The following is an 11982-nucleotide window of genomic DNA, read 5'->3' as shown; positions in this document are numbered from 1 at the left end:
CGACGCCTTCGCCGACCACCTCGCCCAGGTCACCGGCGCGCCGTACGCCATGGTCAACTTCATCGGCGAGCAGCAGCAGTTCTTCGCCGGTCTCAGCGCCCCGCCCACCGGCCCCCTCACCCGTGAGGACGGCACCGGCCGGGTGCTGCCCCGCGAACACGGGTTCTGCCCCCATGTCGTCGTCCGCCACAAAGCCCTGGTGCTGGAGGACGTCCGTGACTACCCCCGCTTCGCCGGTAACCCGATCGTCGACGACCTCGGCATCCGCTCCTATATGGGGGCCCCACTCATCGACAGCTCCGGCATGGTGCTCGGCACCGTGTGCGCCGCCGACACCGAGCCGCGCACCTGGGGCAGGTCCGGGCTTGAGGCCATCAAGGGGATGGCCGCCGAACTCGCCGTACGCATCGAACGGGCCGCCGACGACGGTCTGCCCATCTGAACGAACGTAAATAGGACTGGAGTTGAGCCGAAGCCCCCGACGCGTGAAGGAAACCTGTGGCGCCGGTTAAGAAAAGCTCGATGGATTCCGGTCGGCGCATACGGCAGATTGCGGGGTGATTCCACCCCTCGGACCCGGTGCGGACGCCTCGGCGAGCCCGTACGGCCGGGCCTCACCCACAGGAGCCGTAGCGTTGAAGGCGCTGGTCAAGGAGAAGGCGGAGCCCGGTCTCCGGCTCATGGACGTGCCCGAGCCCGAAGTGGGTCCCGGTGACGTGCTCATCAAGGTCATGCGGACCGGCATCTGCGGCACCGACCTGCACATCCGCGCCTGGGACGGCTGGGCGCAGCAGGCCATCCGCACCCCGCTGATCGTGGGCCACGAGTTCGTCGGGCAGGTCGTGTCCACCGGCCGCGACGTCACCGACATCCGGGTGGGCGACCGGGTCAGCGGCGAGGGCCACTTGGTGTGCGGCAAGTGCCGCAACTGCCTCGCCGGCCGCCGCCACCTGTGCCGCTCCACCATCGGCCTGGGCGTCGGCCGCGACGGCGCGTTCGCCGAGTACGTGGCGCTGCCCGCGTCCAACGTGTGGGTGCACCGGGTCCCCGTGGACCTGGACATCGCCGCCGTGTTCGACCCGTTCGGCAACGCCGTGCACACCGCGCTGTCCTTCCCGCTGGTCGGCGAGGACGTGCTGATCACCGGCGCGGGCCCGATCGGCCTGATGGCGGCGGCCGTCGCCCGGCACGCGGGCGCCCGCAACGTCGTCGTCACCGACGTCAGCGAGGAGCGCCTCGAACTGGCCCGCAAGATAGGAGTGAGCCTGGCACTGAACGTCTCGCGCTCCACCATCGCGGACGGTCAGCGGGAGCTGGGCCTGCGTGAGGGCTTCGACATCGGCCTGGAGATGTCCGGCCGCCCGGAGGCCATGCGCGACATGATCGCCAACATGACGCACGGCGGCCGCATCGCCATGCTGGGCCTGCCGTCGCAGGAGTTCCCGGTGGACTGGTCCCGGATCGTCACCTCGATGATCACCATCAAGGGCATCTACGGCCGGGAGATGTTCGAGACCTGGTACGCCATGTCGGTCCTCCTGGAGGGCGGCCTCGACCTCGCCCCCGTGATCACCGGCCGGTACGACTACCGCGACTACGAGGCGGCCTTCGAGGACGCGGCCAGCGGCAAGGGCGGCAAAGTGATCCTGGACTGGACCGCGTAACCCCCGTCAGCACCTTCGAAGGAGCCCCCATGTTCGACACCGTCCGCGACGACCTCCGCGCCACCCTGGACGAGATCCGCGCCGCCGGGCTGCACAAGCCCGAGCGCGTCATCGGCACCCCGCAGTCCGCGACCGTCGAGGTCACCCGGGGCGGGCGCCCCGGTGAGGTCCTCAACTTCTGCGCCAACAACTACCTGGGCCTGGCCGACCACCCCGAGGTGATCGCCGCCGCCCACGAGGCGCTCGACCGCTGGGGCTACGGCATGGCCTCCGTGCGCTTCATCTGCGGCACCCAGGAGGTCCACAAGGAGCTGGAGGCCCGCCTCTCGGCGTTCCTCGGCCAGGAGGACACGATCCTCTACTCCTCCTGCTTCGACGCCAACGGCGGTGTCTTCGAGACCCTGCTCGGCGCGGAGGACGCGGTGATCTCCGACGCCCTCAACCACGCCTCCATCATCGACGGCATCCGCCTCTCCAAGGCCCGCCGCTTCCGCTACGCCAACCGCGACCTCGCCGACCTGGAGACCCAGCTCAAGGAGGCGAACGCGGGCGGCGCCCGGCGCAAGCTGATCGTCACCGACGGCGTCTTCTCCATGGACGGCTACGTCGCCCCGCTCGCCGAGATCTGCGACCTGGCCGACCGCTACGACGCGATGGTCATGGTCGACGACTCGCACGCCGTCGGCTTCGTCGGCCCCGGCGGCCGCGGCACGCCCGAGCTGCACGGCGTCATGGACCGCGTCGACATCATCACCGGCACCCTCGGCAAGGCCCTCGGCGGCGCCTCCGGCGGCTATGTCGCGGCCCGCGCCGAGATCGTCGCCCTGCTGCGCCAGCGCTCGCGCCCGTACCTGTTCTCCAACACCCTCGCCCCGGTGATCGCCGCCGCCTCCCTGAAGGTCCTCGACCTGCTGGAGTCCGCCGACGACCTGCGGGTGCGGCTCGCCGAGAACACCGCGCTGTTCCGCTCCCGCATGACCGAGGCCGGCTTCGACATCCTCCCCGGCGACCACGCCATCGCCCCGGTGATGATCGGCGACGCCTCCGAGGCGGGCCGGATGGCGGAACTGCTGCTGGAGCGCGGGGTGTACGTGATCGGCTTCTCGTACCCGGTGGTCCCGCAGGGCAAGGCGCGCATCCGCGTCCAGCTGTCCGCCGCGCACTCCACCGAGGACGTCAACCGCGCCGTGGACGCCTTCATCGCGGCCCGCGCCGAGCTGGCGGGCTGACCCGCACGGCCGCCTTGCGATAATGGCGGCATGATCGAGGCGCGGCGGCTCCACATCCTCCGTGCGGTGGCCGACCACCGCACGGTCACGGCGGCGGCCGCCGCGCTCTACCTCACCCCTTCCGCCGTCTCCCAGCAGCTCACGTCGCTGGAGCAGGAGACCGGCCACCGCCTGGTCGAGCGCGGTGCGAAGGGGGTACGGCTCACCCCGGCCGGCGAGATCCTGCTCAGCCACACCAACGCCGTCCTCGCCCAGCTGGAGCGGGCCGAGGCGGAGCTGGCGGCGTACGGCAAGGGCGAGGCCGGGACGGTCACCGTCGCCGCCTTCGCCACCGGGATCGCCCAGGTCGTGGCGCCCGCCCTGGCCCGGCTCGGCCGGTCGGCGCCCGGCATAGGAATCCGGGTGCAGGACGCGGAGGGCGACGCGAGCCTCAGGATGCTGCTGGACCGGCAGGTCGACGTGGCGGTGGCCGTCGAGTACCGGGGAGCGCCGCCCGCCGACGACCCCCGGCTGACCCATCTCCCGCTGTACGCCGAGCCGTTCGACGCCGTGGTCCCCCTCGGGCACCGGCTCGCCGACGACGCCGAGGTGCCGCTCGCGGAGCTGTCCAAGGACCCGTGGATCGGGCCGTATCCCGGCAACCCCTGTCACGACGTGGTGGTGCTGGCCTGCGAGAGCGCCGGGTTCATGCCGCGTCTGGAGCACTCCTCCGACGACTTCCGCGCGGTGGTCGCGCTGGCCTCGGCCGACGCGGGCGTGGCCCTCGTACCCCGTTCCGCGCTGCGCGGCATGGACCTGACGGGCGTGGTCGTACGGCCGGTGGACGGGGTGGTCCCCACCCGGCGGGTGTTCGCGGCCGTGCGCCGGGGTGCGGAGGGGCATCCGCTGATCCGGCCGGTGCTGGAGGCGCTGGGGCAGGCCGCGGCCGAGGGCTGAGCCGGGGCCGTTGTCAGTGCCGGGGGTTACGGTGCGTTGCATGCCGGACGCAGAAGACGTACGCCGTATCGCCCTGTCCCTGCCGGACACGACCGAGAAGACGGCCTGGAGCATGCCCACCTTCCGGGTGGCCGGGAAGATGTTCGCCACGCTCCCGGAGGAGGAGACCTCCCTCGCGGTGCGCTGCCCGAAGGAGGAGCGGGACGAACTGGTGCTGGCCGAGCCGGAGAAGTTCTGGATCGCGGACCACGAGGCGAGCTTCGCCTGGGTGCGGGCGAGACTCGCGGCGCTGGACGGCGAGGACGAACTGAGGGACATCCTCGCCGACTCATGGCGCCAGGCGGCCCCCATACGGCTGCTGGAGGAGCATCCGGGTCTGGGGGTGCCGCAGGCGCGCTAGGCGCTGACCGCGCCCGCCCCGACGAACGCGCCGATCCGTTCCCGCAGGCCGCGGGCGTCCAGCCGGTGTGCGGCGAGGTGCTCGTCCAGCGTGCCGTACCGGCGCAGCTCGTGGCGGCCGACGCCGAGGCCGAGCACGCGGTGCGGCACGTCGGCAAGGGCCTCCGTGGCGGCGCGGGTCGAGGTGCCGGCGAGGTAGGGCTCGACGAGCACCACGTCGGTGCCGGCCGCCTCGGTGACCCGGCGCAGGGCGGCCCCGTCGAAGGGGCGGACGGTCGTCGCGTAGAGCACCGTCACGTCCAGGCCCTCGGTCGCGGCGAGGACGGCGTCCAGCATCGGGCCGACCGCGACGACGACCCCGGCGCGGCCCTCGCGCACGGTGTGGAAGCGGGCGCCGTCGACCGGGAGGGGGAGCCGGTTGCGCTGGAGGGAGAGGCGTACGTACACCTTGTCGTCGCCCGCCGCGACGGCGTGCCGGAGCAGGGCCTCCGCCTCGTCGGGGTGACCGGGGACGTGCACGGTCCAGCCGTCCAGGGTGTCCAGGAGGGCGACGTCGCCGGGCGACATATGGGTCTGGCCGCCGGCCGGCCAGTCGAAGGAGGCGCCCGCGCTGACCAGTACCGCGCCGGTGTCCTGGTGGCCGAGGTCCAGCTTGACCTGCTCGAAGGGGCGCTCCACGAGGAAAGCGGCGAAGGTGTGCACGATGGGCCGCATCCCGGTGAGCGACAGCCCGGCGGCGGCGCCGACGAGGAGCTGCTCGCGGATGCCGACGTTGATCAGCCGGTCGGGGTGGCGGCGGGCGGCGTCCGTGAACGCGTCCCGGCCGATCTCGGCGAGGACGACCGCGACCCGCGGGTCCTCGTCCAGCAGCCGGGAGGCGACGGAGCCGAACCGGTCACGCATGGTTTCCATGATTTCCACGAGGGTGGGCCTTTCTGATCCGGTCAGCGGGCGTTCTTCGGTTCCACCCGGGCGACGACCGCGTGCGGGCGGCCGGGGTGCGGGGCGGTGAAGGCTTCGTACAGCGCGGCGTGGTCGCGTTCGTCGACGGTGGCGGTGGACCAGTTCGCGGCCTCGAACCGGGCGGCGATGCCGCCGGGCAGGGCGTGGCTAGCGGAGGCGTTGTCCACGACCACGGTGTGCAGCCGGTCCAGACCGGCCGCCCCGGCGTAGGCGATGGCCTCGTGGTTGCTGCCCTCGTCCAGCTCGGCGTCCCCGATCAGCACCCACACGGCCGGGTCGGCGAGCCCCTGCGCCCGCAGCCCGAGCGCGCTGCCGACGGCGAGCGGCAGCCCGTGGCCGAGCGACCCGCTGCCGATCTCGGCTCCCGGCACAAGCACCCGGTCCGGGTGATGCCCGAGCGGCGAGTCGTACGACCCGAAGCCGGGCAGCCACTCCTCGGGCACGAACCCCTTCGCCGCGAGCACGGCGTAGTACGCCATCGGCCCGTGCCCCTTGCTCAGCAGGAACCGGTCCCGGTCCGTGGCCTCCGCCCGCTCGGGGGTGACATCGAGCACCCGGTCGTAGAGCACCCACAGCACGTCGAGCGTGGAGGTCGCGGCGAAGTCGTGCTTCTCGTCGCCGGTCATCAGGCTCATCAGCCGGGGCAGATCGTCGTAGCCGTGGTCCGCTGTGATCGTCATGCCGACGATCCTGCAACCTCAAGCCCGCTTGAGGTCAACAACCGACCGGTGCGCGAGCACCGACCCGAGTGCGGTAGAGTTTCCCTGCGCGTTTCGGCCAGGGAAACCCCAGGTCAAACAGCATCGGGACGTGGCGCAGCTTGGTAGCGCACTTGACTGGGGGTCAAGGGGTCGCAGGTTCAAATCCTGTCGTCCCGACTTTACGAAGTCGCAGCTGAGGGCCGGTTGCGGAGAAATCCGCAACCGGCCCTTCGCCGTTCCCAGGGACCAGTAGGGCGCGGAGCACGCTGAGGTGTACGGAGGGGGCCGCGCTGCCGGCCGCCCGCACCTGCGCGGAGAGGCCGCTGGTGCCGGGCCCGCCGGAACCCGCCGCACGAAGGCACTCCCCAGTGAAAGACTTTCCTGATGAACTCACGCACGTCCAGTCGGCCGATCACGATACGGCGGGCCGTCGCGCGGGATGCCAAACGACTCACGCGGCTGGTGCGTGGCTCAGGCGCCTACGAGGGGAAGTACGCAGCCGCGGTCGCGGGCTACCGGGTCGGTCCTGACTACATCGAGGCCCACCGCGTCTTCGTGGCCGTCGGCGCCGACGAGCAGGGAGGCCGGGTGCTCGGGTTCTACTCGCTCGTCCTCAGTCCACCGGAGCTCGACCTGCTGTTCGTCGCCGACGAAGCGCAAGGACGGGGTATTGGACGGCTGCTCGTCGCGCACTTGCGGTCCGAGGCCCGTGCCGCCGGGCTCGACCGGATCAAGGTCGTGTCGCATCCGCCCGCCGCGGACTTCTACCACCGCGTCGGTGCGGTGTGGACCGGAACCGCCTTCGCCGACCCGCCCGCCGTGCCCTGGGACCGTCCCGAATTCGAGTTTCGCATTCCTTAGTGGATCAAGCCGTCGTGGCGAGCTCGACGAGGTGCCCGGCCGTTCCAGCGGGATCGATGATCTGATGGAAATGTTCGCCGGGCAGATGTGCGACGTGCCAACCGCGGAACGCCTCGCTCGAAGGAGCCCGTGCGCGGTGTCCAAGTATTCGTGAGGGCCGGATTCGCGACGCGGCGATCCGGCGCTCCGCAGCCGACGGACGAACTCCTTCGATCCCAGGTGTGGGCTTGGGGAGAACCTCGAAAACGTTCATCAAAGCGAACATGGTGTTCTCTATAGCGCTTCGGTTCGTTACAGTGAACGCATGGTTTATCGAAGTGAGGTCCTCGGTGGCGGAGTACAGGTAGGTGCCCACGGCTGCACCGCAACGCGCGGGAGTCATCGGTGACGCCTCCGCCGTCCGGCCGTCAGCCGGTGAGCAGCACCGCGGTCGCGGTCGGGGTGAAGGTCCGCCTGCGCCGGCAGCAGCGTGGCATGAGCGCCGCGGAGCTGGCCCGGCGCGCCGGGTTGAGCAAGGCCACGCTGTCACAGCTCGAGGGCGGCAACGGCAATCCGACGATCGACACCCTGGACGCGATTGCGGTAGCCCTGCGTATCCCGATCGCCGACCTGTTGGCGCGTGACGCCGATACCGGCCCGGTCTTCCGGCCGGGCACGGACATCGAGTCCGGCGAGGTCTCCAGAGAACTGCTGGGCCGCATCAGCAGCGGCAACAGCCTGGAGATCTGGCGGCTGCGCATTCCGCCCGAGACGGAACTGCCCGGCGTGCCGCACGCCACCGGCACGATCGAGCACCTCCTCGTCGCCACCGGCCGCGTCACAGCCGGCCCGGTCGACGCCCCGCAGGAGCTCGGCCCCGGCGACATGCTCGCCTTCGCCGGGGATGCCCCGCACTTCTACCGCACAGCCGACGAGGCGGTGGACATCACTGTCGTCTTCGCCTCGCCGATCAGCACCTGAGACCGAGGAAGGCTTCTCCTCATGAGCACCACCATCGTCACCACCCCCTCCAGCCGTGCGTTCATCAGCGACAACATGGCCGGGGCGTCTCCGCGGATAGCGCAGGCTGTCGCCGACGCGGCCACTGGGCAGGTCCTGCCGTACGGCAACGACCCCTTCACCGATCGCGCTCGGCGCAGGCTCTGCGAGCTCTTCGAACGGGATGTCGACGTCTTCCCGGTCTCCACCGGGTCCGCCGCCAACGGCCTGAGTCTGGCCGCCCTCACCCCGCCGTGGGGAAGCGTGCTCTCCCACCCCGACAGCCACATCAACCATGATGAATGCGGCGCTCCGGAGTTCTTCACCAACGGCGCCAAGCTGGTCGGTGTCCCCGGCGACGACAGCAAGATCGACCCCGAGGCGCTGCAGGCGGCGGTGCGCCGCCGGGCCGGTGACGTGCACAGCGTGCAGCCGTCCGCGGTGAGCATCAGCCAGGCCACCGAGAGCGGCAGCGTCTACACGCTTCCGGAGATCCGCCGCCTGACCGGCATCGCCAAGGAGGCAGGACTGCGCGTCCACATGGACGGCGCGCGCCTGGCCAATGCCCTGGACCATCTCGGTACCACCCCGGCCGAGATGACCTGGAAGGCAGGAATCGACGTCCTGTCCTTCGGCGCCACCAAGAACGGTGCGATGACCGCCGACGTCATCGTCTCCTTCGACCCCGCACTCGCCGTCGAGCTCGCCTTCCGCGCCAAGCGTGCCGGCCAGCTCGCCTCCAAGATGCGCTTCCACACGGCCCAGATCGACGCGTACCTCACCGACGGTCTGTGGCTGCACAACGCCCGCCAGGCCAACGCGATGGCCGCCCGCCTCGGGGATGGCCTCAAGGCCGTCCCCGGCACCGGCCTCCTCGCCGTGCCGGAGGCCAACATCGTCTTCTGCCGCCTGCCCCAGCACGTGACCGAAGGACTGCTCGCCGAGGGCTACGCTTTCTACCACGACCGCTGGGAGCCGGGTATCGTCCGGTTCGTCACCACCTTCTCCCACACCGCCGACGACATCGACCAGCTCCTCGACGCGGTCCGCCGGCACGCCCGCTGACCGGAAGAGGGCTTTCGATGCGCGGCGTGACCTGCTCGATGGGTGTGTCCCTGGACGGCCATGCCGTCGGGCCGGACGGCGACTCGGGCTGGACGGCGCCATCCGAACATCGAGGGCATCGGCCTGCCCGGCTCCAACCCGCAGTAAGTCCCCATCAAGGCTGGGGAGTTCATCCTCGGCTGTCCCGATGAAACCGGCAGACTGCCGCCCATGCCCAGCCCCGATGTGTTGGGCCGCGAAGGAACCTGTGCGGCCGTCGCAAGATCCACACCAATGTGGCGGCCTGGCGCCGTTACCTGCGGGCGAACAGCTCCAGCGCCGAGGAGGAGGGACTCCTGGCGGCGAAGATGGTCGGGCGCTGGCCCAGCGGGGCGCCCCTGGAGCCGGCGCCGGAGCACGATGATCCGGAGCTGGCGGCCGATCCGCACCGCGTCAACGACTTCCTGTACCGGGAGCACGATGACCGGGGCTTCAGGTGCCCCGCCGGTGCGCACATCCGGCGCACCAACTCCCGCGATGTCACCATCGTCGGCGACGCGAGGATGCCGTCGCGCCCCTACACAGTGGGGCGCTGCACGACGATCATGGCGGCGTCGTCGTCCAGGTGTCCGCCGACGTAGTGCAGCAGGTCGCTCCGGAAGCGGCCGAGGAAGGCGTCGGGGTCGCTCTCGGTCCAGCCGGTGATGCGCTCGGCGAGCGGGTAGAAGGTGCCGGTGGAGTCGCGGGCCTCGGTGACGCCGTCCGTGTAGAGCAACAAGAGGTCTCCCGGCACGAACGGGAAGCTTTCGACGTGGTAGTTCGGATCCGTCAGTTCGCCCAGTCCCAGTGGGGGTGCGGGGTGGGGAGCGTTCATCGTCCTCGGCCGGCCCTCGCGCAGGATGATGGGCGGAGGGTGCCCGCAGGAGATCATCTGCACCGGGCCGTCCCCGTCGGGGATGTCCAGGACCGTGGCCGTGATGAACGCTTCCCCGTAGTTGCCCGCCTCCCCCGGTTCCATCAAGTCCCAGCACACGCTCCGGTCGAGGTAGGCCACCAGCTGGGCCAGGCTGGCCTCGCGGTGAGCCGCCACGCGGAACGCCCCGAGCAGCAATGCCGCGTCATTGACCGCGGTCATCCCCTTGCCCCGTACGTCGCCGACGATCAGCCGGGTGCCGGAGGCGGTGCGCGCAGCCGCGTACAGATCACCGCCGATCCGGGCCTCCGCCTCCGCGGCGAGGTCGAGCGAGGCGGCGCGCAGCGGACCGAGCCGGGCGGGCAGCGGAGGCAGGACCACACGCTGGGCGGTCTCGGACACGTACCGCACTTGCATCAGCTCTTTCGCGCGACGCTCCCGCACCACGCAGAAGATGACCAGGCTCGCTCCCACCAGCACCAGGGCGATCACCTGTGCCTGGTGATTGGCGGACAGCAACACCCCAGGATCGCGCACTACCCCGATGACTGTCTGTGCGATCACCGCCAGCGCGGCCACCAGCCCCACCGTCCGGGGACCACCGAACGACGGGGTGATCGCCGGAGCGGCGACGAGCAGCGGCCCCAGGTGAATGTGGGGCGGCGCAAGAACGTCGATCACGGACACCAGGACGATCCACGCGATCGGGATGGCGACCAGCGCCCGGCTCCTCCACACCGGCCGGCCGTATTCGTCGAGACCTTGCGACATGCCTTCTGCCTACACCGGCCGCGCTTGATCCGCTCGTCGTAACCGCTGAGTGCCGGGCTGCCCGGCCGGAGGACGCTCAGAAGACGGTGGACACGATCCGGCAGGTGGATCCGGCAAGTCGACGGTTCCCCTTGATGGTGGCGCGCGTCCGCGCTGTCCTGGGCTCGACGCCGCGGGTGCACAGAAGCCAGGCCGTCTCCGCATCCAGCGTCACCGATGCGGTCGAACGCCCGGTGGGGGCCGCAGCCACGATTCGGCGACCGTCTCGCCGATCACGGTGACGGCGGTCTTCCACGCCTCGTGGGTGGGTTCAGGCATCGCGCTGCTGCTGGAGCCACTGCTCGTAGGACGTGGTGCCCAGGCGGGCGTCCGGGGGCGCGATGATGGCGTTCTGGGGGATCTGGCCGAAGAGGCCGGCCGCCTCGTCGACCGTTACGTGTCGGCCGTCGGGGTGGGCGCGGAGGGTGAGACGGCCCAGTTCGTCCAAGGGGAAGATGTCCGGGCCCGCGATGTTGATGATGCCGTTGCGGGGAGGGGCGGTGGCGGCCTCGGCGAGGGTGTCGACCAGATCTGCGACGGCGACCGGCTGGAGGCGCGTGGTGGGCAGTCGCACGGTGTCGCCCGATGTCGTCCAGGACATGATCGGTTCGACGAAGTCCATGAACTGGGTGGCCCGCACGATCGTGTACGGGACGGGGCCCGCCTCCAGTAGGCGTTCCTGCTCCAGTTTCGCCCGGTAGTACTCCACGTCCGGCACCTGGTCGATGCCGACGATGGACAGGAGGACCACGTTCCCCACCCCGGCCCGGTCCGCCGCGCGCAGCAGCGTCTCCGTCGTGGTGCGGAAGAACGGGACGGCGGTCTCGTCGAAGCTGGGGGCGTTGATGGTGTTGACGACCGTGTCGGCCCCGGCCAGGGCCTCCGGTACGCCCTCGCCCGTCAGCAGGTCGACCCCGGTGGAACGGTCGTGCGCGGTGACCTCGTGGCCCTCCGACCGCAGTTTCCTCACCAGGCGTGATCCGACGAATCCGCCCGCTCCGACGACGGCGATCTTCATACCAGGGTCCTCTCCGGTCAGCGGCTCAGCACGAGTGCGGCGGCCGCCGCCGAGGTGAGACCGGCCGCCGCGCCCAGCGTGTATCCGACCCAGCGGAGCCGCAACACGCGATAGCGCTCCTCGTACTCGCTCCGCAGCGACCGGCAGCGGGCCGCGATGCGCTCCAGGTCCTGCTTGGCACGGCGCAGGCTGTCGGAGACGTAGAGCTGCTCGATCTCCTCGCGCTGCGCCGTGGTCAGCCAGTCCATGCGCTCGGCGAACTCCCGCGCCCGCTGCTCGGCCACCGCGATGGTGGCCTGCCACAGCAGATATCCCTCGACCTCGTTGCCGAGGCCGGCGCCTTCGGCTTCCTGCCCCGGCAGTCTGGTCATGGTGATCTCCGGACTCACTGCCCGATGGCGTACGCCTCGCGCTCCGCCCGCGCGATGTCCGGGTGGTGCAGGTCGAACGCCGGGGATTCGCTGCG

15 protein-coding genes, 1 tRNA gene and 1 pseudogene are annotated in these 11982 nt (G+C 70.9%); 11 read left to right on the top strand and 6 right to left on the bottom strand.

Going from position 1 to position 11982, the window contains the following annotated elements; genetic code table 11:
• From GT030_RS10080 to GT030_RS10060, 5 genes are all read left to right on the top strand, one after another.
• Positions 1 to 442, top strand: a 442-nt coding sequence (locus GT030_RS10080) for a GAF domain-containing protein (RefSeq protein WP_161200806.1), incomplete at its 5' end; no start/stop codon positions are given.
• 193 nt (positions 443 to 635) lie between these two features.
• On the top strand, positions 636 to 1664 hold the full coding sequence (gene tdh, locus GT030_RS10075) for an L-threonine 3-dehydrogenase (protein WP_161200805.1): 1029 nt from the start codon (positions 636 to 638) through the stop codon (positions 1662 to 1664).
• Positions 1665 to 1693: 29 nt separating this feature from the next.
• Positions 1694 to 2893 carry a glycine C-acetyltransferase gene (locus tag GT030_RS10070; RefSeq protein ID WP_161200804.1) on the top strand — a complete coding sequence of 400 codons (1200 nt, stop codon included), beginning with the start codon at positions 1694 to 1696 and terminating at the stop codon, positions 2891 to 2893.
• Between the two features lie 30 nt (positions 2894 to 2923).
• Positions 2924 to 3829: a LysR family transcriptional regulator gene (locus GT030_RS10065; protein ID WP_161200803.1), complete on the top strand. Its 906-nt coding sequence runs from the start codon at positions 2924 to 2926 to the stop codon at positions 3827 to 3829.
• Positions 3830 to 3869: 40 nt separating this feature from the next.
• Positions 3870 to 4229 carry an MmcQ/YjbR family DNA-binding protein gene (locus GT030_RS10060; RefSeq protein ID WP_161200802.1) on the top strand — a complete coding sequence of 120 codons (360 nt, stop codon included), beginning with the start codon at positions 3870 to 3872 and terminating at the stop codon, positions 4227 to 4229.
• Here GT030_RS10060 and GT030_RS10055 read toward each other — a convergent pair.
• On the bottom strand, positions 4226 to 5140 hold the full coding sequence (locus GT030_RS10055) for a transketolase (RefSeq protein ID WP_161200801.1): 915 nt from the start codon (positions 5138 to 5140) through the stop codon (positions 4226 to 4228). The genes GT030_RS10060 and GT030_RS10055 overlap by 4 nt on opposite strands.
• Positions 5141 to 5172: 32 nt before the next feature.
• Positions 5173 to 5871, bottom strand: a complete 699-nt coding sequence (locus GT030_RS10050) for a transketolase (RefSeq protein ID WP_161200800.1) — start codon at positions 5869 to 5871, stop codon at positions 5173 to 5175.
• A 124-nt stretch (positions 5872 to 5995) separates the two neighbouring features.
• Here GT030_RS10050 and GT030_RS10045 point away from each other — a divergent pair.
• Together GT030_RS10045 and GT030_RS10040 are read left to right on the top strand one after the other, a co-directional pair.
• Positions 5996 to 6069, top strand: a tRNA-Pro gene (locus GT030_RS10045).
• 207 nt (positions 6070 to 6276) lie between these two features.
• On the top strand, positions 6277 to 6753 hold the full coding sequence (locus GT030_RS10040; protein WP_161200799.1) for a GNAT family N-acetyltransferase: 477 nt from the start codon (positions 6277 to 6279) through the stop codon (positions 6751 to 6753).
• 4 nt (positions 6754 to 6757) lie between these two features.
• Here GT030_RS10040 and GT030_RS35555 read toward each other — a convergent pair whose 3' ends face one another.
• Positions 6758 to 7108 carry a hypothetical protein gene (locus tag GT030_RS35555; protein WP_202459922.1) on the bottom strand — a complete coding sequence of 117 codons (351 nt, stop codon included), beginning with the start codon at positions 7106 to 7108 and terminating at the stop codon, positions 6758 to 6760.
• Between the two features lie 59 nt (positions 7109 to 7167).
• Between GT030_RS35555 and GT030_RS10030 the strand changes: the two genes are divergently transcribed.
• From GT030_RS10030 to GT030_RS35550, 4 genes and pseudogenes are all read left to right on the top strand, one after another.
• Positions 7168 to 7713: an XRE family transcriptional regulator gene (locus tag GT030_RS10030; RefSeq protein WP_346009605.1), complete on the top strand. Its 546-nt coding sequence runs from the start codon at positions 7168 to 7170 to the stop codon at positions 7711 to 7713.
• 21 nt (positions 7714 to 7734) lie between these two features.
• Positions 7735 to 8796 carry a low specificity L-threonine aldolase gene (locus GT030_RS10025; RefSeq protein ID WP_161200797.1) on the top strand — a complete coding sequence of 354 codons (1062 nt, stop codon included), beginning with the start codon at positions 7735 to 7737 and terminating at the stop codon, positions 8794 to 8796.
• Between the two features lie 17 nt (positions 8797 to 8813).
• Positions 8814 to 8903: pseudogene (locus tag GT030_RS37315) on the top strand (dihydrofolate reductase); the annotation flags it as partial.
• Between the two features lie 168 nt (positions 8904 to 9071).
• On the top strand, positions 9072 to 9416 hold the full coding sequence (locus GT030_RS35550) for a hypothetical protein (protein WP_202459921.1): 345 nt from the start codon (positions 9072 to 9074) through the stop codon (positions 9414 to 9416).
• Here the strand turns inward: GT030_RS35550 and GT030_RS10015 are convergent.
• The 3 genes from GT030_RS10015 to GT030_RS10005 all read right to left on the bottom strand — a co-directional run bounded on the left by GT030_RS10015 (position 9353) and on the right by GT030_RS10005 (position 11887).
• On the bottom strand, positions 9353 to 10459 hold the full coding sequence (locus tag GT030_RS10015; RefSeq protein WP_161200796.1) for a PP2C family protein-serine/threonine phosphatase: 1107 nt from the start codon (positions 10457 to 10459) through the stop codon (positions 9353 to 9355). The two genes, GT030_RS35550 and GT030_RS10015, sit on opposite strands and share 64 nt — an antisense overlap.
• Positions 10460 to 10769: 310 nt before the next feature.
• A complete protein-coding gene (locus GT030_RS10010) occupies positions 10770 to 11516 on the bottom strand; it encodes an NAD(P)H-binding protein (protein WP_161200795.1) in 747 nt (248 codons plus the stop codon).
• A gap of 17 nt (positions 11517 to 11533) precedes the next feature.
• Entirely contained in the window at positions 11534 to 11887 is a 354-nt protein-coding gene (locus tag GT030_RS10005) for a cytochrome C oxidase subunit I (RefSeq protein ID WP_161200794.1), read from the bottom strand.
• Between the last annotated feature and the right edge of the window lie 95 nt (positions 11888 to 11982).

It is taken from the genome of Streptomyces sp. SID1328 (genome assembly GCF_009865595.1).
In the GTDB taxonomy this organism is placed as follows: Bacteria; Actinomycetota; Actinomycetes; order Streptomycetales; family Streptomycetaceae; genus Streptomyces; species Streptomyces griseoluteus.
Note: the sequence above shows the minus strand (reverse complement) of the source record. Positions and strands in the feature narration are given on the sequence as shown.